This is a genomic window from Sphingomonas sp. SORGH_AS_0789 (genome assembly GCF_031453055.1).
In the GTDB taxonomy this organism is placed as follows: domain Bacteria; phylum Pseudomonadota; class Alphaproteobacteria; order Sphingomonadales; family Sphingomonadaceae; genus Sphingomonas.
In genome coordinates, this window is sequence record NZ_JAVIYV010000001.1 from 2907523 (window position 1) to 2929709 (window position 22187).

At 67.6% G+C, this 22187-nt stretch carries 20 protein-coding genes and 1 tRNA gene; 11 read left to right on the forward strand and 10 right to left on the reverse strand.

What is annotated here, in order from left to right; all coding sequences use genetic code 11:
• The first annotated feature begins 27 nt into the window (after positions 1 to 27).
• The 3 genes from QE360_RS13355 to QE360_RS13365 all read left to right on the forward strand — a co-directional run bounded on the left by QE360_RS13355 (position 28) and on the right by QE360_RS13365 (position 3567).
• Positions 28 to 1200 (forward strand): hypothetical protein, encoded by a 1173-nt coding sequence (locus QE360_RS13355; RefSeq protein WP_309702204.1) that lies wholly within the window; start codon positions 28 to 30, stop codon positions 1198 to 1200.
• Between the two features lie 62 nt (positions 1201 to 1262).
• On the forward strand, positions 1263 to 2267 hold the full coding sequence (locus QE360_RS13360) for an NAD(P)-dependent alcohol dehydrogenase (protein ID WP_307099290.1): 1005 nt from the start codon (positions 1263 to 1265) through the stop codon (positions 2265 to 2267).
• Positions 2268 to 2277: 10 nt separating this feature from the next.
• A complete protein-coding gene (locus tag QE360_RS13365; RefSeq protein ID WP_309702207.1) occupies positions 2278 to 3567 on the forward strand; it encodes an NAD(P)/FAD-dependent oxidoreductase in 1290 nt (429 codons plus the stop codon).
• Positions 3568 to 3570: 3 nt separating this feature from the next.
• On the opposite strand, the gene QE360_RS13370 is transcribed toward QE360_RS13365, so the two are convergent.
• Together QE360_RS13370 and QE360_RS13375 are read right to left on the reverse strand one after the other, a co-directional pair.
• A complete protein-coding gene (locus tag QE360_RS13370) occupies positions 3571 to 4215 on the reverse strand; it encodes a GntR family transcriptional regulator (RefSeq protein ID WP_309702209.1) in 645 nt (214 codons plus the stop codon).
• Positions 4216 to 4324: 109 nt separating this feature from the next.
• Complete coding sequence (locus QE360_RS13375; RefSeq protein ID WP_309702211.1) at positions 4325 to 6379, reverse strand: NAD(+) synthase; 2055 nt, start codon at positions 6377 to 6379, stop codon at positions 4325 to 4327.
• Between the two features lie 255 nt (positions 6380 to 6634).
• On the opposite strand from QE360_RS13375, the gene QE360_RS13380 reads away from it, so the two are divergent.
• The 5 genes from QE360_RS13380 (at position 6635) to der (ending at position 11489) form a co-directional block, all read left to right on the forward strand.
• A complete protein-coding gene (locus QE360_RS13380; RefSeq protein WP_309702213.1) occupies positions 6635 to 6982 on the forward strand; it encodes an ArsC family reductase in 348 nt (115 codons plus the stop codon).
• 61 nt (positions 6983 to 7043) lie between these two features.
• On the forward strand, positions 7044 to 7907 hold the full coding sequence (panB, locus tag QE360_RS13385) for a 3-methyl-2-oxobutanoate hydroxymethyltransferase (protein WP_307099279.1): 864 nt from the start codon (positions 7044 to 7046) through the stop codon (positions 7905 to 7907).
• Positions 7908 to 8041: 134 nt separating this feature from the next.
• Entirely contained in the window at positions 8042 to 8710 is a 669-nt protein-coding gene (locus tag QE360_RS13390; RefSeq protein WP_309695949.1) for a tetratricopeptide repeat protein, read from the forward strand.
• Positions 8707 to 10029, forward strand: a complete 1323-nt coding sequence (locus tag QE360_RS13395; protein WP_309702215.1) for a PQQ-binding-like beta-propeller repeat protein — start codon at positions 8707 to 8709, stop codon at positions 10027 to 10029. The genes QE360_RS13390 and QE360_RS13395 overlap by 4 nt, the downstream gene beginning before the upstream one ends.
• 83 nt (positions 10030 to 10112) lie before the next feature.
• Positions 10113 to 11489, forward strand: a complete 1377-nt coding sequence (gene der, locus QE360_RS13400) for a ribosome biogenesis GTPase Der (RefSeq protein WP_309695947.1) — start codon at positions 10113 to 10115, stop codon at positions 11487 to 11489.
• A gap of 409 nt (positions 11490 to 11898) precedes the next feature.
• Here the strand turns inward: der and bfr are convergent, their stop codons facing one another.
• On the reverse strand, positions 11899 to 12420 hold the full coding sequence (gene bfr / locus QE360_RS13405; protein ID WP_309702218.1) for a bacterioferritin: 522 nt from the start codon (positions 12418 to 12420) through the stop codon (positions 11899 to 11901).
• Positions 12421 to 12547: 127 nt separating this feature from the next.
• On the opposite strand from bfr, the gene QE360_RS13410 reads away from it, so the two are divergent.
• Entirely contained in the window at positions 12548 to 13195 is a 648-nt protein-coding gene (locus QE360_RS13410) for a PAS-domain containing protein (RefSeq protein WP_309702220.1), read from the forward strand.
• A 32-nt stretch (positions 13196 to 13227) separates the two neighbouring features.
• Here QE360_RS13410 and QE360_RS13415 read toward each other — a convergent pair.
• The 3 genes from QE360_RS13415 to QE360_RS13425 all read right to left on the reverse strand — a co-directional run bounded on the left by QE360_RS13415 (position 13228) and on the right by QE360_RS13425 (position 15320).
• Positions 13228 to 13303: transfer RNA gene (locus QE360_RS13415), tRNA-Ile, on the reverse strand.
• A 160-nt stretch (positions 13304 to 13463) separates the two neighbouring features.
• A complete protein-coding gene (locus tag QE360_RS13420; RefSeq protein ID WP_309702224.1) occupies positions 13464 to 13730 on the reverse strand; it encodes a hypothetical protein in 267 nt (88 codons plus the stop codon).
• Positions 13731 to 13922: 192 nt separating this feature from the next.
• Positions 13923 to 15320: a M20/M25/M40 family metallo-hydrolase gene (locus QE360_RS13425; protein ID WP_309702226.1), complete on the reverse strand. Its 1398-nt coding sequence runs from the start codon at positions 15318 to 15320 to the stop codon at positions 13923 to 13925.
• A 108-nt stretch (positions 15321 to 15428) separates the two neighbouring features.
• On the opposite strand from QE360_RS13425, the gene ettA reads away from it, so the two are divergent.
• Both ettA and QE360_RS13435 read left to right on the forward strand, forming a co-directional pair.
• Positions 15429 to 17108, forward strand: coding sequence for an energy-dependent translational throttle protein EttA (ettA, locus tag QE360_RS13430; protein ID WP_309695939.1), 1680 nt, complete (start codon positions 15429 to 15431; stop codon positions 17106 to 17108).
• Positions 17109 to 17302: 194 nt separating this feature from the next.
• The gene (locus QE360_RS13435; RefSeq protein ID WP_309702229.1) at positions 17303 to 18487 is read left to right on the forward strand and encodes a histidine kinase dimerization/phosphoacceptor domain -containing protein; all 1185 of its coding nucleotides are present in this window, start codon (positions 17303 to 17305) and stop codon (positions 18485 to 18487) included.
• A 36-nt stretch (positions 18488 to 18523) separates the two neighbouring features.
• On the opposite strand, the gene QE360_RS13440 is transcribed toward QE360_RS13435, so the two are convergent.
• The 4 genes from QE360_RS13440 to QE360_RS13455 are packed head-to-tail and all read right to left on the reverse strand — an operon-like array spanning position 18524 to position 22156.
• A complete protein-coding gene (locus QE360_RS13440; protein ID WP_309702231.1) occupies positions 18524 to 19300 on the reverse strand; it encodes an NYN domain-containing protein in 777 nt (258 codons plus the stop codon).
• A gap of 47 nt (positions 19301 to 19347) precedes the next feature.
• The gene (locus QE360_RS13445; protein ID WP_309702233.1) at positions 19348 to 19572 is read right to left on the reverse strand and encodes a hypothetical protein; all 225 of its coding nucleotides are present in this window, start codon (positions 19570 to 19572) and stop codon (positions 19348 to 19350) included.
• Positions 19573 to 19623: 51 nt separating this feature from the next.
• A complete protein-coding gene (gene greB / locus QE360_RS13450) occupies positions 19624 to 20106 on the reverse strand; it encodes a transcription elongation factor GreB (RefSeq protein WP_307099254.1) in 483 nt (160 codons plus the stop codon).
• 43 nt (positions 20107 to 20149) lie between these two features.
• The gene (locus QE360_RS13455; protein ID WP_309702235.1) at positions 20150 to 22156 is read right to left on the reverse strand and encodes a lytic transglycosylase domain-containing protein; all 2007 of its coding nucleotides are present in this window, start codon (positions 22154 to 22156) and stop codon (positions 20150 to 20152) included.
• Positions 22157 to 22187 lie beyond the last annotated feature (31 nt).

A 22187-nucleotide genomic window follows, 5' to 3' on the forward strand; every position in this document is an offset into this window, starting at 1 on the left:
TGGCGCCTGATATTGGCCTTGGTTGGCATGGTATCGATCGCCGGTGTCGCCGGCGCCCAGCCGGTCGGGCTGTCCGCGCTCGACGGGCAGGCGGCGCTTGCGCTCGACGCCGCGACCTATGCGGCGCAGTCCGGCCTGTCGCCGTCCGCCGCCTTGCGCGAGTTGCAGGTCCAGGACGCCTCGGTGCCGGTGACCGATGCGCTTCGCATGGAGTTCGCCGATCGGCTGGCCGGGCTGTCGGTGGGGCATGCGCCCTTCCATGTCGATGTGCTGCTGACCGGCGACGCGCCCGTGGCGGACCGGGTGGTGCAGGTGGCGGGCATGCCGGTGCTGATCCGCTTTCGCACCGGAGCCTATGCCACCCATGGCCAGCTCGTCACCGCGCTCGCGCTTCACCAGACCGAAATCCGCGCCAGCCTGACGCGCCCGCCGGGGATCGGCGTCGATCCGCGTATCGGCGCGCTGGTCGTCATGGTGGGGCAGGCGGACCTGCTGGCCGAGCCGGGCGACGCCCTGCGCGACCGGATCGCGCGGCTGGCGGGGGTGCCGGTGCGGATCGCCACCATGGAGACGCCCGATACCGACCTTGCCGATCTGCAAGGCGGTGCGCGGCTGGTCGGGGTCGATCCGGCCGACGGGCGGCGCTATGCCTGTACCAGCGGCTTCGTCGTGCGGCGCGGCGCGGAGGATGCGGTCGTCACCGCCGCGCATTGTCCCGACAATCTGTCATGGAGCGACACCGCCCGCACCGAACATCCGCTGCCTTTCCTGGGGCAATGGGGCTGGGGCTATCAGGACGTGCAGGTCAATGGCAGCCCGGTGCCGCTGGCGCCGCGTTTCTGGAGCGATACGGCCAAGACGATCAGCCGGACCGTCACCGGCGAGCGTCCGCGCGATTCGACGCGGGCGGGCGACATCGTCTGCCATCGCGGCGAGCGCACCGGCTATAGCTGTGCCGAGATATGGATGCCCGATTTCGCGCCCGCGGGCGATCTGTGCGGCGGCGGCTGTACGGCCGCCTGGGTCGCGGTGCGCGGGCCGACCTGCCGCAGCGGCGACAGCGGCGGGCCGGTCTTCCTGGGCGGCACCGCCTTCGGGATCGTCAAGGGCGGCAGCTACCGCGCCGACGGCAGCTGCGCCTTCTATTTCTACATGTCGCTCGATTTCCTGCCCAGCGGATGGTCCCTGGCGACCGGCTGAGGATCGCATCGCTGCATTGCACGTTGGCGTGTCGGTAACGGATATCGGCAAAGGGCGACGACATGAAAGCGATGATCCTCGACGCACCCGGCGGGCTGGACCGTCTGCGTCTGGTCGAGCGTCCCGATCCGGGCGCGCCGGGCGCGGGCATGATCCGGGTCCGGCTGCATGCGACGTCGCTCAACTATCATGACTATGGCGTCGTCTCGGGCCGGATGCCGACCGAGGATGGCCGCATTCCGATGGCGGATGGCGCCGGGATCGTCGAGGCGGTGGGCGAGGGCGTGACCGACTTCGCGGCAGGCGATTCGGTCGTCGCGTGCTTCTTTCCTGATTGGCAGGAGGGGCCCGCGCGGGTCGGCGACTTCGCCCGGACGCCCGGCGACGGCATTGATGGCTATGCCTGCGAGACGGTGGTCGCGCCCGCGACCGCCTTCACCCTGTCGCCCAAGGGCTATGACCATGCCCAGGCCGCGACGATCACCACCGCCGGGCTGACCGCGTGGCGCAGCCTGGTGGTCGATGGCGGGCTGAAGGCCGGGGACCGGGTGGCGGTGCTGGGCACGGGCGGCGTGTCGATCTGGGCGCTCCAGATCGCCAAGCTGATGGGGGCGAGCGTGGTCGTCACCTCGTCCTCCGATGCCAAGCTGGAACGGGCCAGGGCCCTGGGCGCGGATCATGTCATCAACTACCGCACCCATGCCGACTGGGGCCGGATGGTCCATGACTGGGCCGGAGAGGGCGTCGACCATGTGGTGGAGGTTGGCGGTCCGGGTACGCTCGCCCAGTCGATCGATGCGGTGCGGATCGGGGGACATATCGGCCTGATCGGCGTGCTGACCGGCGCCAGCGGCGAGGTGCCGACCGCGACCATGATGCTGAAGCAGGCACGGCTCCAGGGCCTGATCGTCGGCAGCCGCCGGATGCAGCAGGATTTCGTCCGCGCGCTCGACACCGCCGACCTGCGCCCGGTGATCGACCGGAGCTTTGCGCTGGACGAACTCGGCGATGCGTTCCGCCATCAGGAAAGCGGCGCGCATTTCGGCAAGATCGCGGTGACATGGTGAGGGTGCCGTCATGAGCGGGCCCGAAGGCCACGCCGTCGATCCCGCCTGGCCGCATGTCGTCATCATCGGCGCCGGGTTCGGCGGGCTGGCGGTGGCCAAGCGGCTGGCCCGCGCGCCGGTGCGGGTGACGGTGATCGACCGGAACAACTATCATCTGTTCGTGCCGCTGCTCTATCAGGTCGCGACCGCCGCGTTGTCCCCGGCGGATGTGGCCGAGCCGATCCGCCATGTCCTCGGCCGGTTTCCCAATATCCGCGTCGTGCTGGGCGAGGTCGCGCAGATCGACACCGGGGCGCGCCGGATCGGCCTGTCGACCGGCGAGACGCTGTCCTATGATCGGCTGGTCGTCGCCACCGGATCGACCAGCAGCTATTTCGGGCATGACGAATGGCGCAGCGTCGCGCCCGCCTGCAAGTCGATCGAGGAGGCGCGGGTGATCCGCTCGCGCGTGCTGGGCGCGTTCGAGGAGGCGGAGCGCGACGGCGCGGCGGATCGCGAGGCGCTGATGACCTTCGTGATCGTCGGCGGCGGCCCGACCGGGGTGGAGCTGGCGGGCTCGGTCGCCGAGTTGGCACGTTATACGCTGACCTCGGACTTCCGGCGCATCCGGCCCGAGGCGGCGAAGATCATCCTGGTCGAGGCGGGCCCGCGCATCCTGGCGGCCTTTCCCGATTCGCTGGCCGATTATGCCGAGCGGGCGCTCGGGCGGCTGGGCGTCGAGATCATGACGAACATGCCGGTCGAGACGATTACCGAGGAAGGGCTGACCGCAGGCGGCCGCTTCATCCCGGCGCGCACGGTCCTGTGGGGGGCGGGCGTCGCGCCGACGGGTGCGGCGGCGCTGCTGGGGGTGAAGCCGGGGCCGGGCGGTCGGGTCGCGGTGAAGCCCGACCTGAGCGTCGAGGGGCTGGAGGGCGTCTATGCGCTGGGCGATGTCGCCGCCTGTCCGGACGAGGCGGGCAAGCCGCTGCCGGGACTGGCGCAGGTGGCGCAGCAGCAGGGCGACTATCTGGGTAAGGCTCTGCGCGACCTATTGACCCGGGGCCGGTCCGCGCCGCCCTTTCGCTTCCACAATCGGGGCAATGCGGCGATCATCGGGCGACATGCCGCGATCTTCGATTTCGGCCGCTATCGGTTGAAGGGCTATCCGGCCTGGATGCTATGGGCAATCGTCCATGTCGTGCTGCTGGTCAGTTTCGCGCAACGCATCCGCGTCAGCCTGCAATGGCTCTGGCGCTATCTGACCTATCGCCGGGGCGCGCGGATCATCACGACGCCCGTGGTGCGGGGTTCGGGATAGCGGTTAATCGGCCAGCTGCGCGCGAAGGTCGACGATCGTCGCGCCGATATGATCGGTCAGCAGCCCGGCGACCCGCGCTTCGTCGCGCGCCAGCCATGCGTCGAGCAGCGCGTGATGCTCCTCATGCGCGCGGTCCTCGCGTCCGGCGGGTTTCAGATGCTGGACGACATAGCGTTCGGCCAGCACCTGCAACCGCTCGATCAGCTGGAAGGTGAGCGCGGCGCCCAGCGGCCGGACCAGCGCCAGATGGAAGGCGCGGTTGAGGAGCGCGACCTCGTGCAGCGCCTCGCGCGCCGCCACGTCGAGCGCGGTCAGCGCCTCGCGCGCCGCCGCCTGATCGGCGATCGAGGCGACGCGGCTGGCCCGCGCGGCGGCATCGGGTTCGATCGACAGGCGGAGTTCATAGATCTCCTCCGCCTCGCCTGCGCCCAGCGACCGGACGAAGAAGCCGCGATTGGCCTGGCTGACCAGCAACCCCTCCTGCTCCAGACGCGCCAGCGCCTCGCGAAGCGGAATCTTGCTGACGCCTAGCTCGTTGGCCAGCGCGTCCTGGCGGATCGGCTGATCTTCGGGCAGGGCGCCGCTGATGATGCGTTCGCGGACGATCGTGAAGATCTGCTCCGACAGGGTGCGAACGACAAGGCTCATGGTATCTCTCGTGCCGACAGGCCGGGAGGAGCCTGTAATTTGGGAAGAAACGTATACGTCAAGCGTCCAGCATAGCGCCGAACGTCCTCCCCTGCCAAGCCCGCTCTGGTCAGGCCGGTGGCAGGGTGTCCCGCAATTCCGCCAACCAGATCGCCGCACTGCCGTCCGAGGGCGCACGCCAGTCGCCACGGGGCGAAAGCGCGCCGCCCGGCGACACTTTCGGCCCGTTGGGAAGCGCCGAACGCTTGAACTGGCTGGTCTGGAAGAAGCGGGTCAGGAACCGCTCCAGCCAGTGGCGGATCACCGGCAGGTCATAGGCGATGCGCGCGTCCTGCGGCAGATCCTCGGGCCAGCCGCCCACCTCCGCGTCGCGCCACGCATGCCAGGCGAGGAAGGCGATCTTGGAGGGTTTCAGCCCGAAGCGGATGACGTAATGCGCGAAGAAATCGTTGAGCGCATAGGGGCCGATCATCGCCTCGGTCGACTGCATCGCGCCACTCGCGTCGGCGGGGACCAGTTCGGGCGAGATTTCCTGCGCCAGGATCGCGGCCAGCACCTGGTTGGTCGCCGCGTCATACTGACCGGTGCGGATGCACCAGCGGATCAGGAACTGGATCAGCGTCTTCGGAACACCCGCATTGACCGCATAATGGCTCATCTGGTCGCCGACGCCATAGGTACACCAGCCGAGCGCCAGCTCCGACAGGTCGCCGGTGCCCAGCACGATCCCGCCGCGCTGGTTGGCGAGGCGGAAGAGATAGTCGGTGCGAAGCCCCGCCTGCACATTCTCGAAGGTCACGTCATGGACCGGTTCCCCGGCCGCGAAGGGATGGCCCATGTCCGCCAGCATCTGTTGCGCGGCGGGGCGGATGTCGATCTCCTCGGCGCTCACCCCCAGCGCGCGCATCAGCGCCCAGGCCTGGGCCTTCGTCCCCTCGCCGGTGGCGAAGCCGGGCATGGTGAAGGCCAGGATACGGTCACGGCTCCAGCCCAGCCGGTCGGTCGCCTTGGCCGCGACGATCAGCGCATGGGTAGAATCGAGTCCGCCGGACACGCCGATGACCAGCGACCGGGCGCGGCTCGCCTCCAGCCGCTTGGCCAGTGCCTCGACCTGGATGTTATAGGCCTCGAAACAATCCTCGTCGCGCCGCGCGGGGTCGTCGGGGACGAAGGGAAAACGCTGCACCTGGCGGCGGAGGCCCTGATCGACCGGCTCGACCCCGTGGACGAAACCGATGCGGCGGAACCGCGTCTCGGGATGACCCGCAGCGGCGGCGGCGTCGTTGAACGTGCCGAAGCGCAGCCGCTCCTGCAGGATCCGCTCGACATCGACATCGGCGATGGTGAGCGCTGGTCGCCGGTCGAACCGCTCCGACTGGGTCAGAAGCTCGCCCAGTTCGTGGATCAGCCCCTGGCCATCCCAGGACAGGTCGGTCGTGCTCTCGCCAATCCCCGCCGCCGAATAGACATAGGCGCAGGCCGCCCGCGCCGACTGCGCCGCCGCCAGCATCGTCCGGTCGCGCGCCTTGCCGATGACGATGTTCGACGCCGACAGGTTGCAGCAGATCGTCGCACCCGCCAGCGCGCCCAGCGTCGAGGGCGGGGTGGGGGCCCAGTAATCCTCGCAGATTTCGGCATGGATGACGAAGCCGGGCAGGTCCTCGGCCGCGAAGATCAGGTCGGTGCCGAAGGGCACGGATTGTCCGTCCAGATCGATGGTCAGCCCGGTCAGGCCCGCACCGCTCGCGAACCAGCGCTTCTCGTAATATTCGCGGTAATTGGGCAGGAAGCTCTTGGGCACCACGCCCAGGATGCGGCCGCGCGCGATGGCGATGGCGCAATTGTACAGCCGCCCGTTGCGCGGCAGCGCCGCTCCGACGAGCATCACCGGCGACAGGGCGGCGCTGGCATCGACCATCTCGCCCAGCGCCTCCAGCGTGGCGCGGTGCATCGCGCCCTGAAGATGCAGGTCGTCGATCGCATAGGAGGTCAGCGACAATTCGGGAAAGACGATCAGGTCGACCCCGTCTTCATCCGCCGTCCGCGCCAGGTCGAGCATGGCCTGCGCATTGGCGAACGCATCCCCCACCGAGGCGGCGGGCGTCGCGGCGGCGACCCGGATCAGGCCATGGGTGTGAAGCGCGTAGAAGGGATGGTCCTGCATGGCTGTCGGGATAGCGGGCCGGGAAGGGGGGCGCCACCCCGTGTGGATTGCCACGGGTTAGGTTTGTGGCGGCCCTTGGCCTTCGACTTCGCTCAGGCTGAACGGAGTGAGGGATCGGGGCTTTCCTCAACCGCCGTTCAGCCTGAGCGAAGTCGAAGGCCACGCCCCACCCGCCAGCCCAACGCCGAACCGACCTGCTGCAATTCCCCCGCACCACCGCTAAAGCCCCCGACGAACCACGATCCGGAGCCTCGAATGACCGTCCAACTCTACGGCATCCCCAATTGCGACACGATGAAGAAGGCGCGGACCTGGCTCGACCAGCATGGCGTCGACTATCGCTTCCACAACTACAAGACCGACGGGATCGATGAGGCCAGCCTGCGCCGCTGGGTCGATCAGGTGGGTTGGGAAGTGCTGCTCAATCGGGCGGGCACGACCTTTCGCAAGCTGGACGAAGCCGAACGCCAGGATATCGATGCCGACAAGGCGATCCGCCTGATGCAAGCGCAGCCCTCGCTCATCAAGCGGCCGGTGCTCGACCGCGACGGCACGCTGACCGTGGGCTTCAAGCCCGAGCGCTACGCCGAGATACTCCCCTGAAAATCCGCCCGCAAAGCAGGGGGCTGGAGCCGGTGGCGTAGCGGGAGTAGAGGCTGGCGCCATGTCCACGACCTACACGCTCGACACCGCGACGAGTCGCGCCAATCCCACGCCCGCGCCGATGAAGCGGCTGACCATCCCCGCCATCCGCCGTGCCAAGGGCGGCACGCCCCTGGTCATGCTGACCGCCTATACGGTGCGCTCGGCGCAGCTGCTCGACCCGCATTGCGACATGCTGCTGGTCGGCGACAGCCTGGGGCAGGTGATCTATGGCCTGCCCTCGACCGTGCCGGTCACGCTCCAGATGATGGCGGCGCACGGGGCGGCGGTCGTGCGGGGCAGCTATCACGCGGTGGTCGTCATCGACCTGCCCTTCGGCAGCTATGAGGCGAGCCCGGAAAAGGCGTTCGAGAATGCCGCCTGGCTGCTCAAGGAAACCGGCGCGGCGGCGGTCAAGCTAGAGGGCGGGGTCGCCATGGCGCCGACCGTCCGCTTCCTGGTCGAGCGCGGCATCCCCGTCATGGGCCATGTCGGCCTGACGCCGCAGGCGGTGAACGTGCTGGGCGGCTATGGCGCGCGCGGCCGCAGCCCCGAGGAAGCCGCCAAGATCGTCGCCGATGCGGTGGCGGTGGCGGAGGCGGGGGCCTTTTCGGTGGTGATCGAGGGGGTGGTCGAACCCATCGCGATCGAGATCACCCGGCAGGTCGCCTGCCCGACCATCGGCATCGGCGCGTCTGCCGAGTGTGACGGGCAGGTGCTGGTCGGCGAGGACATGCTGGGCCTGTTCGACCGCACCGCGCGCTTCGTCCGCCGCTACGAGACGATGGGCGAGCGGATCGGCGAGGCGGCGCGGACCTATGCCGAGGATGTCCGCGCGCGGCGTTTTCCGGGGCCCGAACAGGTCTACGCCCCCCGCGAATCCTAATCGCGCGGGGCCCAATTCCCAACCCCGCTTCCCACCGGGGCCGCTCCTCGCTAAAGGTCGCGGCTTCCTTATTGCCCTGATCCAGAATAGCGGAGCCCGTCTTGGCCCTAACGCCCCAATCCAGCCAGGCCTTTATGAGCGAGGTCGACGACGAACTGCGTCGCGACCGGCTGACCCGTTTCTGGACCCGCTGGGGCCTGGTGGTCGGGGCGGCGATCCTGATCGGCCTCGCGGCCTTTGGCGGCTATCTCTATTGGCAGCACCGCCAGCATCAGGCCGCGGGCGTCGATGGCGAGCAGTTGCAGAGCGCCTATGACGCGCTGGCGCAGAACGACACCAAGACGGCGGACGCCAAACTGAAGACGCTGGCCGGGTCGAATGTCGACGCCTATCGCGCACTGGCGGAATTCACCCAGGCGGACATCCTGCTCCAGCGCGACGACCTGAAGGGCGCGGCGGCCAGGTTCGCCGCGATCGCGGGCGACAACTCGCTGGCGCAGCCGTTCCGCGACCTGGCGCTGGTCCGCCAGACCATGGCCGAATATGACACGATGAAGCCCCAGGCGGTCGTTGCCCGTCTGGGCACGCTGGCGGTGCCCGGCAATGCCTGGTTCGGCAGCGCGGGCGAGATGGTCGCGGTCGCCTATCTGCGGATGAACAAGCGGGCCGAAGCGGGCCGCCTGTTCGGACAGATTGCCAGCGACAAGGATGTGCCCGATACGTTGCGGCAACGTGCGGTTCAGATGGCCGGCGTATTGGGGGTCGATGCGGTCGGCCAGAGCGAGGACACGAAGACCCAATGACGAAGCATTTCCGCACCTCGGCAGCGCTTGCCGCGCTGATGGCGCTGGGCGCCTGTGGGGTATTCAAGGGCGCACCCAAGAAGACGCCGACCATCGGCAACCGGGTGCCGATCCTCGTCTCCGAGACGGGGGTCGAGGCCGACAAGACGATCGCCGACGTGCAGGTCCTGTTGCCCGCACCCGAAACCAACACCGACTGGTCGCAGCCGGGTGGCAATGCCGCCAAGTCGATGGGGCAGCTCGCGCTGGCGGCGCAGCCGCAGCGTCTGTGGCAGAGCACGATCGACGGCGGCTCGGCCCGCGATCCGCTGACCACCGCGCCGGTGGTGGCGGAGGGCAAGCTGTTCGTCGTCGATGTCGATGGCAACGTCATCGCCATGAACGCCGATACCGGGGCCAGGCTCTGGTCGACCGCGGTCAGCGAGGGGGAGGCCAACCGTTCGGCCCGTTTCGGCGGCGGGGTCAGCTATGATTCCGGCACCGTCTTTGCCACCGACGGCCTGGGCGACGTGATCGCCGCCAGCGCGGCCGACGGCAAGGTGCTGTGGCGCGCCAAGCCCAGCGGCCCGCTGCGCGGTTCGCCGACGATCGCCAACGGCAATGTCTATGTCCTGACCCAGGACAACCAGCTTTATGCGATCAACCAGGCCGATGGTAAGATCGTCTGGGCGGGGCAGGGGACGCTCGGCACGCAGGGCGTGCTTGGCGTCGCCGCGCCCTCGGCCAGCCAGGGCACGGTGATCGCCGGCTTCTCCAGCGGCGAGCTGAACGCCTATCGCTATGAGAATGGCCGCATGCTGTGGCAGGACGCGCTGTCGCGCACGACCATCTCGACCTCGGTGTCGAGCCTGTCGGACATCGACGCCGCGCCGGTGATCGACCAGGGCCGCGTCTATGCGCTGGGCCAGGGCGGCCGTATGGTCGCCCTGGAGCTGTCGACCGGACAGCGTCTCTGGGAACAGAATTTCGCCGGTATCTCGACGCCGTGGATCGCGGGCGAATGGATATTCCTCGTCACCGACGATGCGCGTCTGGTCGCGCTCGCCCGGTCGAGCGGCAAGGCGCGCTGGATCGCCCAGCTCCAGCGTTTCCACAACGAGAAGAAGAAGACCGGCGCGATCACCTGGTTCGGTCCGGTGCTGGCGGGCAACCGCCTGATACTGACCAATTCGGAAGGGCAGATCGTCTATGCCAATCCGGGCGACGGCTCGGTCGAGGCGACGGTCGACACCAAGGCGCCCTTCGCGCTGCCGCCGATCGTCGCGAACGGCACGCTGTACGTCCTGGATCAGAAGGGGCGGGTGACCGCTTACAAGTGATCGCTTGTCGCCTCCCCGGCACGGTCGGGGAGGCGATACGTTTGTACCGTGACGAAGGGCTCGGCTTTCGCTAACGCAGCGCGATGGCTAAACTCCCTATCGTCGCGATCGTCGGCCGACCCAATGTCGGCAAGTCGACGCTGTTCAACCGTCTGGTCGGCAAGAAGCTGGCGCTGGTCGACGACCGGCCCGGCGTGACGCGCGACCGGCGTGAAGGCGACGCGCATCTCCTGGGCCTCGATTTCCGCGTGATCGACACGGCGGGTTACGAGGACGAAGACCCCGATACCCTGCCCGGCCGGATGCGCCGCCAGACCGAAGCCGCTATCGGCGAGGCCGATGTCGCGCTGTTCCTGGTCGATGCGCGCGCGGGCGTCATGCCGCTGGACGAGGAAATCGCCCGCTGGCTGCGCAGCTCGAACACCCCCATCGTGCTCGCCGCGAACAAGGCCGAGGGCCGCGCCGCCGAGCAGGGCGTCCTCGAGGCGCTGGCGCTGGGCTTTGGTGACCCGGTCCAGCTGTCCGCCGAGCATGGCGAAGGCGTGGGCGACCTATTCGAGGCGCTGCTGCCCTTCATCGACCGCGAGGACGAGGAGGAAGAAGAGGAGGTCGATCTCGACAATCCCTATGCCCCGCTGAAGCTCGCGATCGTCGGCCGCCCCAATGCGGGCAAGTCGACGCTGATCAACCGTTTCCTCGGTCAAGACCGGCTGATCACCGGCCCGGAGGCCGGGATCACGCGCGATTCGATCGCGATCGACTGGGAATGGCGCGACCGGGACGGCGAAGTGCGGCAGGTTCGCCTGATCGACACGGCGGGCATGCGCAAGAAGGCGAAGGTGCAGGACAAGCTGGAAAAGCTGTCGGTCGCCGATGCCCTGCGCGCGGTCGACTTCGCCGAGGTCGTCGTCCTGCTGCTCGACGCGACGCTGGGGCTGGAGTCGCAGGACCTGCGCATCGCCGACCGCGTGCTGGAAGAAGGCCGCGCGCTGCTGATCGCGCTCAACAAATGGGACGTGGCGGAAAGTCCGTCCTCGCTGTTCAACGGCGTGAAGAAGGCGCTGGAGGACGGGCTCAGCCAGGTGAAGGGCGTGCCGCTGCTGGCGGTGTCGGCGGCGACCGGCAAGGGGCTCGACACGCTGATCGAGGCCGCGTTCGAAACGCGCGCCGCCTGGTCGAAGCGCGTGCCGACCGGCGAACTCAACCGCTGGTTCGAGCGTGCGGTCGACGCCAACCCGCCGCCCGCGCCCGGCGGCAAGCGGATCAAGCTGCGCTACGTCACCCAGGTGAAGTCGCGCCCGCCCAGCTTCGTGATCTTCGGCACGCGCGTCGATCAGCTGCCCGCCAGCTATGAACGCTATTTGGTCAATTCGATGCGGCGGGAACTGGGCTTCGGCGCGGTTCCCGTCCGCCTGACGCTGCGTGCGCCCAAGAACCCGTTCGGCAACAAGGACGGATAAGGGCGGGGGACGTCCCGGCCTGCCCTCGCGAGAGCGGGGCCCTAGCCCCTCCTCTTCAGGGGAGGGGTTGGGGTGGGGCATCGCCACGAATCCCACGCTTGCGGAGGCGCCCCACCCCCGGCCCCTCCCCTGAAGGGGAGGGGTGGGTCAGTTTCATATCATCGCTATGGGATCAGGGTGACGGGGTGAAGGTCCGCCCTTGGCCTTCGACTTCGCTCAGGCTGAACGGGGCTTTGGGTTGGGTAAGGCGAGAGCGTGCCACGGGGCGGCGCTCTTCCATCGCCTATCACGATGCCGTCCCACCAGCCGTTCAGCCTGAGCGAAGTCGAAGGTCACGCCATTCACCAGCGGCGGAGCCGTTCCACGCAAAAACCGGGGGGGGCGAACCCTCGGGCCCGCCCCCACGAAATCACCCCTTCAGATGCGGGGCCGCGCCGGACTTGGGCGTGTCGTTTTCGGCCATCGCGTTGAGCTGGACGTAATTCTGGATGCCCATGCGCTCGATCATCTCGAACTGGCGCTCCAGCGTGTCGACATGCTCTTCCTCGCTGGCGAGGATGCGCGCGAACAGGTCGCGGCTGACATAGTCCTTCACCTCTTCGCAATAGGCGATCGCGCCCTTCAGCTGCGCCACGGCCTCGATCTCGATGGCCAGGTCGCCCTTGAGCACTTCCTCGACCGTCTCGCCGATGCGCAGGCGACCGAGCAGCTGGAAATTGGGCAGGCCGTCCAGATACAGGATGCGCTCGGCCAGCCAGTCGGCGTGGCGCATCTCGTCGATCGATTCGTGATATTCGAACTGCGCCAGCTTGTAGACGCCCCAATGGTCCAGAAGGCGATAGTGGAGGAAATACTGGTTGATCGCGGTCAGCTCGTTCTTGAGCGCCTCGTTCAGAAATTCGATGACCTTGGGGTCGCCTTTTACGGCCATATGCTCGTCCTTCGTGATCGTTTCGGTCGCCATCTTAACGGCGGTTAGTTCCGGGCGACAAGCCGTCCCTTGCCGATAGGGTGCGAAACGCCCTCCCGGTCGCCGCGAAATGTGGTATTCCCAATATATGTTAAGCGAGATGGAAGGCCGGGCGCTGGCGAGACAGGCGACGGATCAGCTGGCCCGGGTCATGGAGCATCTGCGCCATGGCATCCTGATCTACGATCGGGACGAGCGCATCACGCTGATCAACCATTATGTCAGCCGCATATTCGGGATCGCCGAAACGGCGGTGACGGTCGGGTCGACGCTTTCGGACTATCTCGCCTGTGTCGGCGAGACGGTGGGTTGGTCGCGGGAGCGGGTGGCGGGCATATTGGAGAATCACCGGAGCTGGGCCCGCGAAGGCGTGCGGCGGCAGTTCGACCATCATTTCGATGACGGGCTGGTGTTCGAGATCACCTTTCATCCCGAGGCCGGTCATGGCGCGGTCATGACCTTTGTCGACGTGACCCATGCCCGCAACCTGGCGCGGGTGAGCGAACGGCGCGAGGATCTGGCGCGGCAGGCTCAGGCGATGCTGGAGCGGGTCGGCCGGATTTCGGCCAACACCCGGCTCGTCGCGCTGAACGCCCGTATCGAGGCGGCGAGGCTGGGCCATGAGGGGCGGGGCTTCGCGGTCGTCGCCGACGAGGTCCGCGACCTGTCGCTGGAGACGTCGGATGTGCTGGTGGAGATCGGGCGGATCAACCAGGCGTCGCTCAATCTGGGCTGATCCCGGAGCCGGGCGACGTGCGCGGGGACGGTTGGTGGGCCCGGCAGGACTCGAACCCGCAACCTAGCCGTTATGAGCGGCCAGCTCTAACCATTGAGCTACAGGCCCAACCGTAATCCGTCCGTAGCGTGACGCAGGGCCTTTTCGCAACGCCGGATCGGCAATTTCCACAAGAAATTCGGGCAAAGAAAAAGGGCGCCTCCCCGTGGGGAAGCACCCTTTTTCCGACAAACAGTCTGCGCTTCGGACCCGAAGGTCCGAGGCCGCATTACTGCATGTTGTCAGCCTTGGCGTCGGCAGCGTCACGGACGTTGTCGGCGGCGGCGTTGATGTTGTCGGCAGCGTTCTCGAGCGACGCAGCAGCGGCGGTGTTCGAGGTGTTGTCGGCAACCGCGTCGAGGTTGTCGGCCTGCATTTCCATGTTGTCAGCCAGCATGTCCGCGTTGTTTTCAACAGCGGCCGCTTCCGGCGACTTCGTGCAGGCGGCCACGGACATCAGGCCGGCGGCAGCGAGAACAAAGGCAATCTTCTTCATTCGAATGCTCCCAAGCATAAGCAATCATCGCGGCCGACCCGAATGCCGTCGCGAAGCGGCTCAAATAACGTGCGGTTCATCGCGGTCAATCCGCAAAATTCATACGAAAGCAAGGTTCGCGACGAACCGATGGCGCCTATCGGGCTTTTTCAAGGCGTTGACGTTACCAAATGGTTACCGGAATCGCCCCGGTCAGCGCGGGGTGACGGCCCCGATCGGCTCGGGCGCGTTGGCCACGACCGCCAGCATCGTCGTCCAGGCCGCGACATTCTGGCGCAGTCCCGCCGGGTCGACGCGGTCCAGTACGTCGTCGGGCGTGTGATGGGTATCGAAATAATCCCATCCCGACTGGTTCAGGTCGATCGCCGCGGTGCCCAGCTTCAGCGTCGGGCCGATATCGGTGCCGTCGCCGCCCAGGCCGCTGCCCCGCGTGATGCCCAGCGGCGCCAGCGCGGTCTGGAGCCGGTCGGCGACCGGGCTGGCGGCGGCGGGCAGGTTGACCTCGAACCGCCAGACCCGGTCGGCGCCGAAATCGCTTTCCGACGCAGTGGCGTGGCGTTCGCCCGCATGCGCCTTGGCATAGGCCGCGCCGCCCATGCCGCCGACCTCTTCCGCGCCGAACCAGACGACGCGGATCGTCCGCTTGGGCTGGCCCGCATCCATGATTCGCTTGGCGGCGGCGGTGGTGATCGCCAGTCCGCTGGCATCGTCGATCGCGCCGGTGCCCAGGTCCCAGCTGTCGAGATGCCCACCGACCAGCACGATGCCCGCCGACGGATCGCTACCCGGCACCTCGGCGATGACATTGCCCGATTCGCGCGTGCCGACCATGCGCGGGGTCAGGACCAGCTTCATCCGAACCGGCTTGCCGCGTGCCGCGACGCGTTCGAGCTGTTCGGCATCGGGCACCGACAGGGCCGCCGCCGGGATCGGCTTCACGCCCTCGGGGAAATTGGTCGTGCCGGTATGCGGAAAGCGGTGATGGTCGGTGCCGATCGAGCGGATCACGATGGCCAGCGCACCTCGCCTGGCCGCCAGTGCGGGTCCGGTAAAGCGCGCGGTGCCATAGGCGCCATACCCCGATCCGTCCTGGGTCCGGGGCATGGCGTTGCCGATATAGACGATCCGTCCCTTGATCGCCGAGTCGGGCGCCGACTGGAAGGCGGCCATGCTGGGGAAGACCGCAACGTCGGCGGTCAGCCCGCCCGCCGGGGTCGCCCCCGAATTGCCGAGCGCGGCAAGGGTCAGCTTCTGCGGAAAGGGCGCGACGATCTCGGCGCTCTCCGCGCCGCGTTCCCAGACGGGCATCTGATAGGGCTCGATCCGGACATTCTTGAACCCCAGCGCGGTCAGCCGGGCGACCGCCCATTGCCGCGCCCGCGCCTCCGCCTCGGTCCCTGCCAGGCGCTGGCCGACTTCGGTCGTCAGCCCCTCGACAATGTCCCAGGCGACCGTGTCGGTCAGCGCGGCGTCGCGCAGCCGTTCGACCTCGGGCGCGACGGTCGCGGGCATGGGCGGGGGCGTCCGCTGTGCCAGAACGGGAGAGGAAAGGGCGGAGGCGGCCAGTGCCGCAAGGACAATTCGCTTCATGGGTGCGACTGTTGCCCAGCCCGTCCCGTTTGCCAACCGCCCGCGCACCCACTACATGGTCGGGCAAACATCCAACAGTCGCAAAAAAGCACGGAGCCCCGCGCCGCCATGGCCGTCCAATATACCTATGTGATGAAGGGTCTGACCAAGACCTTCCCCGGCGCCAACAAGCCTGTCCTGAACAACATCCATCTGCAGTTCCTGCCGAGCGCGAAGATCGCGATCATCGGCCCGAACGGCGCGGGCAAGTCCACGCTGATGAAGGTGATGGCGGGGATGGACACGGACTTCACCGGCGAGGCCTGGGCCGCCGAGGGCGTCCGGGTCGGCTATCTGGCGCAGGAGCCGCAGCTCGACCCCGCCAAGGACGTGATGGGCAACGTCAAGGACGGCGTCCGCCCGATTGCCGACCTGGTCGATCGCTTCAACGCCATTTCGGCCGAGATGGGCGACCCGAAGGACGACACCGATTTCGACGCCCTGATGGAAGAGATGGGCGAGCTTCAGGCCAAGATCGACGCGGTCGACGGCTGGTCGCTCGACAGCCAGCTGGAACAGGCGATGGAAGCGCTGCGCTGCCCGCCGGGCGATGCCGACGTCACCCGCCTGTCGGGCGGTGAGAAGCGCCGCGTCGCGCTCTGCAAGCTGCTGCTCGAAAAGCCCGACATCCTGCTGCTCGACGAACCGACCAACCACCTGGACGCCGAGAGCGTGTCGTGGCTGGAAAATTACCTCAAGGAATATACCGGCAACGTCATCCTCGTCACCCACGACCGTTACTTCCTGGATAACGTCGTGAACTGGGTGCTCGAGCTGGATCGCGGCCGCTATTACACCTACGAATCCAACTATTCCGGCTATCTGGAAAAGAAGGCCAAGCGCCTCGAGCAGGAAGAGCGCGACGAGGCGGGCAAGCAGAAGGCGATCGCTGACGAGCTGGCCTGGATGCGTCAGACGCCCAAGGCCCGCCAGACCAAGTCGAAGGCGCGTATCCGCGCGTTCGAGGAACTGATGGAGAAGCAGGAGAACCGCGTCGCGGGCAAGGCGCAGATCCTGATCCAGATTCCCGAGCGTCTCGGCGGCAAGGTGATCGAGGCCAAGGGGCTGACCAAGTCGTACGGCGACAAGCTTTTGTTCGAAAATCTCGACTTCATGCTGCCGCCGGGCGGCATCGTCGGTGTGATCGGGCCGAACGGTGCGGGCAAGTCGACGCTGTTCAAGCTGATCACCGGCCAGGAACAGCCCGATGCGGGCACGATCGAGATCGGCTCGACCGTCAAGCTCGGCTATGTCGACCAGAGCCGCGACGAGCTCGATCCCAACAAGAATGTCTGGCAGGAAATCTCCGACGAGCTGGAGGTCTTCCGCTTCGGCAAGCAGGAACTGGGCACGCGCGCCTATGTCGGCGCGTTCAACTTCCGCGGCCCCGACCAGCAGAAGAAGGTCGGCCAGCTGTCGGGCGGTGAGCGCAACCGCGTCCACATGGCCAAGATGCTGAAGGAGGGCGGCAACGTCCTGCTGCTCGACGAACCGACCAACGACCTCGACGTGGAAACGCTGCGCGCGCTGGAAGAGGCGCTGGAGACGTTCGCGGGCTGCGCCGTGGTCATCAGCCACGACCGCTTCTTCCTCGACCGCCTCTGCACCCACATCCTGGCGTTCGAGGGCGACAGCCATGTCGAATGGTTCGAAGGCAATTACGAGTCGTACGAGGAGGACAAGCGTCGCCGCATGGGCGATGCCGCCGACCGTCCGACCCGACTGGCCTATAAGAAGCTGACGCGCTGATCCGCCTCGCGCATCGCTGACATCCGGCGCCCTTCCCGAGCGATCGGGGAGGGCGTCGTGCCATGGGCGGTCGGCCCATTTGCGGCCAGGGGTGCCGATCGCCTTCGGAACGGACCCGGATCGGGTTTAAAATGGTTAAGACAATCCTTATTCTGGACGCGTCCGGAACGGGGATGAAAGGGGTTCGACGGCGAATGGCGGTGGTGGAGCAGGCGCAGGGCGAGGATTTGGAAATCGCCGGCGCGGGGCAGTTGCATTATCGGCTTCGCCAGCAATCGGTGCTCGCCGCCTTCGGGATCGTAGCACTGCGCGCGCGCGATCTGGACCCGATGCTGCAACGCGCGACCGAATTATGCGCCGAGGGGATGCGATCGCGCTTCTGCAAGTTCCTGGAATATCGCGCCGACCGTGACACGCTGCTGGTGCGCACCGGCGTCGGCTGGGGGCCGGGCGTGGTCGGGTCGACCGAGATGCGGACCGACATGGGCTCGCCCGCGGGCTTCGCGCTCCAGACCGGGCAGGGCGTGATCTCCAACCATCTCGACCAGGAAGAGCGGTTCCGCACCCCGCAATTCATGGCCGACCACCATATCCGCCGCGCGATCAACGTCCTCGTCGAGGCCTCGGGGCAGCGTTACGGCGTGCTGGAGGTCGACAGCCCCGACGAAGGGCGATTCGAGGAGGCCGACCTCGCCTTCATGCAGGGTTTCGCCAATCTGATCGGCGTCGCCATCGAACGGCAGGAGGCCGAGCGTCGGCTGGCCGAGGCGGTCGAGCACCAGCAATTGCTCACCCGCGAGGCCAGCCACCGGGTCAAGAACAGCCTTGCGCTCGTCTCCGCCATGCTGAACCTGCAAAAGCAGGAGGATGACGATCCCCGCGTGCTGCGCATGCTGAACGACGCGCAGGCCCGCATCGCCGCCATCGCCCAGACGCATGACCAGCTCTGGCGCGGTGAGCGGGTGGGGATGGTGTCGCTCGACGATCTCGCCTGCGGAATCGCGCATCAACTGGCCGAGCAGGCGCAGAACCATCAGGTGCATTGCGATATCGAGGCGATCGAGATGAACGCCGATACCGCGATCCCGATCGGCCTGATGCTGACCGAGCTTCTGACCAACGCGATCAAATATGCCTATGACGAACAGGGTGGGGCGATCGACGTTTCGCTCCACGCGCGCGACGGCCAGATCGTCCTGACGGTGCGCGACCATGGCCAGGGGCTGCCCGCCGATTTCGACATGAAGGCGGCGTCGCGGCACAGCCTGGGGATGCGCATGATCGCCAGCCTGGCGCGCCAGTTGCGCGGCGAGGTGCGGTTCGACGATGCGACGCCCGGCACCTGCGCGACGCTGACCATGCCCGACCCGAGGGAGTAGGACATTCCTCCCCTTGCCGGGGAGGATGTTACGGGATCACCGCACCCGCTTGACGAAGGTCCGGCCGTCCTCGCGGCGTTCAGTCTGGAAATTGGGCACCGCCTCGATCAGCTCTGACAGGCGCTTGAACCCGTAATTGCGGGTGTCGAAGCTGGAGCGGTTGCCCGCCAGCTGGCCGATGGCGGACAGGCTGGCGAAACCGCGTTCGTCGCGTTTCACCGAATTATAGGCGTCGACCAGCAGCTTCAGCAGTTCCTCGTCGATCGGGCGCGGCGTGCCTGCGGTCCGCTTAGTCTGCTCGATCGAGGGGGGCAGCGATTCGGCGAGCGGCACGTCGGCGGCGGTCGGCTTGGCGTTCGCCGGGCGCGTCGCCTCGCCGATCAGCGCGCCGACATCGATGAAGCGGCTGCACGCCTGCTTGAACGCCTCGGGCGTCCGGGAATTGCCGAAGCCATAGACGGGAAAGCCGTCCTGCCGAATGCGGGTGGCGAGCGGCATGAAGTCGCTGTCCGACGACATGATGCCGAAGCCGTCGATCCGCCCCCGGAACAGCAGGTCCATCGCGTCGATGGTCATCTTCATGTCGGTGGCGTTCTTGCCCTTGGTCAGGTCGAACTGCTGCTGCGGTTCGATGCCATGTTTGACCATGACGTCGCGCCAGCCCTTCAGGCCGGGTTTGGACCAATTGCCATAGGCGCGGCGGACATTGACCGTGCCGAGCTCGGCCAGCACGGTCAGGACCGGGTCGATGGCGGCCGACTGGGCGTTGTCGGCATCGATCAGCAGCGCGATGTTGCGGGTCAGGGCATTCATCCGCCCTGTCTAGCAAAGCCGCGCCGCCGGAGCCATGGGCCGAAGCGTCAGCGTCGGTCGCCGTTGCGGACCTGTCCATTGGCCATTTCCGTGCCCTTGGTCACGCGCTCATGGCTTTCGGGATCGTCGACGGCGCGGGTCAGCTCGTCGCGCGTGCCGACATCGGTCGCGATGCCGCCGGTCCGACCGACCGCCGAGGGGGCCGCCTCGGCCGCGTCGATGATCGCGCTGTCGTCATGATCGCGCGCGCTGGTGGTACGGGGATGTTCCATGGTCGCTCTCCTGTGCTGCGCATCAAGCGCATGAGAGCGATCACCCGTTGCTCAGTTCGTCGGGTAAGTGATGGCGATGACCTCATATTCCTTTTCACCGGCCGGAAGGACGACGCGGCGCAGATCGCCCACCGCCGCCCCGCGCAACGCACGGACCAGCGGCGCATTCCAGCCGACCCGGCCCTTGCCCGCCTCGGCCTCGTCATCGCCGACCAGCGTCAGGATGCGTTCGTTGTCATCCTCGTCGGCGATGGTGACGGTGGCGCCGAACCAGACCTTGGACCGGTCCTCCTGCCGGGCAGGATCGACCACCTTGGCCGCCTTCATCCGCTTGGACAGCCAGCCCAGCCGCCGGTCGATCTCGCGCAGGCGCTTGCGGCCATAGATATAGTCGCCATTCTCCGACCGATCGCCATTGCCCGCCGCCCAGGCGATGGTGTCGACCAGCTTGGGCCGCTCGACGGCGAACAGCGTTTCATATTCCTGGCGAAGCGCAGCATAACCCGCCGGGGTGATGTAGTTGGGGCGATCCATCCGCCTGCTCTATCGACTGGGCCCAGCTGATCAACCCGCCCGATCAACCCGGCCGAGACGTCTTGCCCAGATACCAGCTGAGCGGCGTCGGCCCCCGGCTGGTCGCGCGGGCCGGGTTCATCAGGTCATAGACGACGGCGTTTTCCAGCACGCGCTGGACGTAATTGCGCGTTTCGGAATAGGGGATCGCCTCGATCCAGTCGACGATGTCGACGCTGCCGGTGCGCGGGTCGCCGTTCAGTCGTAGCCATTTGTTCACATTGCCGCCCCCGGCATTATAGGCCGCGATCGCAAGCGGATAGCTGGCGAAGTTGTTGCGGATCCGCTCGAAATAGCTGGCCCCCAGCTGGATCGACAGGTTCGGATCGGTGGTCAGCGAGGCGGGGGAATAGGCCAGCCCGATCTTGCTCGACTGTTCGGCGGCGGTGGCGGGCATCAGCTGCATCAGGCCGCGCGCGCCCGCATGGCTGACGGCGGCGCGGTCGAACTGGCTTTCCTGCCGCGCGATCGCGTGGATGATCGTCCAGCTCGATTCATACCCCGGCGGCACCGGGACCGTGGGGAAGCCGGCGGCGGAATAATCGGTCAGCCCGTTCTGCATCGCGCTGCGCCCCACCATCACCGCCAGGTCGGGGCGATTGATGCTGCGCGACAGGTCGGCGGCGAGCAGATGGTCGTTCTCGTCCTGCGCATCGGCCGCGATCTGGCGGACAAAGGCGGTCTGGTCCTGCCACTGGCCGATCTGGCCCAGGAAGCGTGCCGCGCGGACGATCTCCTTGGCGTCGAAGGCGGCGCGGATGGCGGGTGCGATGCCGGTCGCGGCGATGGCGGGCGGTGCGACCAGCGGACGGCCGGTGCGCTCCAGCGCGAGCTGGCCGTAGAACTGATCGCGATACTGTGCCGCGCGATTGTAGAAGGCGGCGGACTCCGCCGTCCGGCCCGCCGCCTCGGCCGCGCGTCCGGCCCAGTAAAAGCCCTTGGCGCGGGTCTGCGGCGACTGGCTGCCCCGGCCATAGCGGTCGAACAGCGTCATCGCGTCGGCGGGACGACCCAGCTTCATCGCGGTCTGCCCGCCCAACCAGACAAGGCTGGTGTAATCGTCGCGCTCGCCATAGGGCTTGGTCGAAACGTCGGTGCCCGCCGGATAGGCGTCGTCCACCTGCCGCGCGATGTCATAGGCGGTCTGAAGCTGGTTGTCGGCCGAGGCGGCGCGCGCATTGACCAGCAACGCCTCGTAGAATTTCTCGACATTGCCCGGCCGCACGGTCAGCTGGCGGCTGCGCGCCAGCCAGGACCGCGCGGTCAGGCTGTCGCCGGTATCGCGCAGCCACATCGCGCGGTCGGCGACATAGCCCGCATCATTGGCGTAAAGCTCGGCGGTCGAGGCGGACAGGCTGGCCGCATCCGCCGACTTGGTGCGGAAGGCCAGGCGGGCGGCGAAGACCGGGCGCCGGGCGCTGCTCGTATAGCCCAGCTGGCGCGCCGCGGCGCTGGTCTGGCCGCTCCACAGCAGCATGTCCATGCGCGCGTCATGATCCTCGGGCGTCAGTGCCGAGGCGAAGGTCGACATGACCAGTGCCTCGTCGGTCGGGGACAGCGCGCCGCGTCGCCAGGCGGCGCGCGCTGCCTGCGCCGCCTCGCCCGGCGCGCCGGTCGCCAGCAAGGCGCGGGCATAGGCGACGCCGCCCGCCGCCGACAGGGGCGGGAAACGGCGGAAATAGGCGACGATGCTGCCGGGCGCGGCGGTGAAGTTCGCCGCCTGTCGCTCGGCTGCGCGGCGGTTGCTCGCCTCGCCGGGCCAGCCGGGATGCGCCATCACGAACCCGGCATAGCTGTCGAAGGGCAGCGAATCGGTCTGTTGCAGCGCGCGCCACTGGGCCAGCGCCGCCGCGATCGCGCCATCGGCGGGGGCGGGCATCCCCCGAACCTCCTGCGGGCTCATATTCGCCATCTGGGTGCGATACCGCTCGAGCTGATCCTGCTCGCCCGATGCGACCATGGAACTCGCCAGCGTCGCGAGGATCGCCCCCGCCTTCGTCAATGCCATCATGGTGGACAGAATAGGGCCTCTACCCGTACAT

Excerpts from the sequence above, each read along its gene's own strand:
- QE360_RS13355 (WP_309702204.1), top strand. The coding sequence starts at position 28 with ATGGTATCGATCGCCGGTGTCGCCGGCGCCCAGCCGGTCGGGCTGTCC.
- QE360_RS13360 (WP_307099290.1), top strand. The coding sequence starts at position 1,263 with ATGAAAGCGATGATCCTCGACGCACCCGGCGGGCTGGACCGTCTGCGT.
- QE360_RS13365 (WP_309702207.1), top strand. The coding sequence starts at position 2,278 with ATGAGCGGGCCCGAAGGCCACGCCGTCGATCCCGCCTGGCCGCATGTC.
- QE360_RS13370 (WP_309702209.1), bottom strand. The coding sequence starts at position 4,215 with ATGAGCCTTGTCGTTCGCACCCTGTCGGAGCAGATCTTCACGATCGTC.
- QE360_RS13375 (WP_309702211.1), bottom strand. The coding sequence starts at position 6,379 with ATGCAGGACCATCCCTTCTACGCGCTTCACACCCATGGCCTGATCCGG.
- QE360_RS13380 (WP_309702213.1), top strand. The coding sequence starts at position 6,635 with ATGACCGTCCAACTCTACGGCATCCCCAATTGCGACACGATGAAGAAG.
- panB (WP_307099279.1), top strand. The coding sequence starts at position 7,044 with ATGTCCACGACCTACACGCTCGACACCGCGACGAGTCGCGCCAATCCC.
- QE360_RS13390 (WP_309695949.1), top strand. The coding sequence starts at position 8,042 with ATGAGCGAGGTCGACGACGAACTGCGTCGCGACCGGCTGACCCGTTTC.
- QE360_RS13395 (WP_309702215.1), top strand. The coding sequence starts at position 8,707 with ATGACGAAGCATTTCCGCACCTCGGCAGCGCTTGCCGCGCTGATGGCG.
- der (WP_309695947.1), top strand. The coding sequence starts at position 10,113 with ATGGCTAAACTCCCTATCGTCGCGATCGTCGGCCGACCCAATGTCGGC.
- bfr (WP_309702218.1), bottom strand. The coding sequence starts at position 12,420 with ATGGCCGTAAAAGGCGACCCCAAGGTCATCGAATTTCTGAACGAGGCG.
- QE360_RS13410 (WP_309702220.1), top strand. The coding sequence starts at position 12,548 with ATGTTAAGCGAGATGGAAGGCCGGGCGCTGGCGAGACAGGCGACGGAT.
- QE360_RS13420 (WP_309702224.1), bottom strand. The coding sequence starts at position 13,730 with ATGAAGAAGATTGCCTTTGTTCTCGCTGCCGCCGGCCTGATGTCCGTG.
- QE360_RS13425 (WP_309702226.1), bottom strand. The coding sequence starts at position 15,320 with ATGAAGCGAATTGTCCTTGCGGCACTGGCCGCCTCCGCCCTTTCCTCT.
- ettA (WP_309695939.1), top strand. The coding sequence starts at position 15,429 with ATGGCCGTCCAATATACCTATGTGATGAAGGGTCTGACCAAGACCTTC.
- QE360_RS13435 (WP_309702229.1), top strand. The coding sequence starts at position 17,303 with ATGGCGGTGGTGGAGCAGGCGCAGGGCGAGGATTTGGAAATCGCCGGC.
- QE360_RS13440 (WP_309702231.1), bottom strand. The coding sequence starts at position 19,300 with ATGAATGCCCTGACCCGCAACATCGCGCTGCTGATCGATGCCGACAAC.
- QE360_RS13445 (WP_309702233.1), bottom strand. The coding sequence starts at position 19,572 with ATGGAACATCCCCGTACCACCAGCGCGCGCGATCATGACGACAGCGCG.
- greB (WP_307099254.1), bottom strand. The coding sequence starts at position 20,106 with ATGGATCGCCCCAACTACATCACCCCGGCGGGTTATGCTGCGCTTCGC.
- QE360_RS13455 (WP_309702235.1), bottom strand. The coding sequence starts at position 22,156 with ATGATGGCATTGACGAAGGCGGGGGCGATCCTCGCGACGCTGGCGAGT.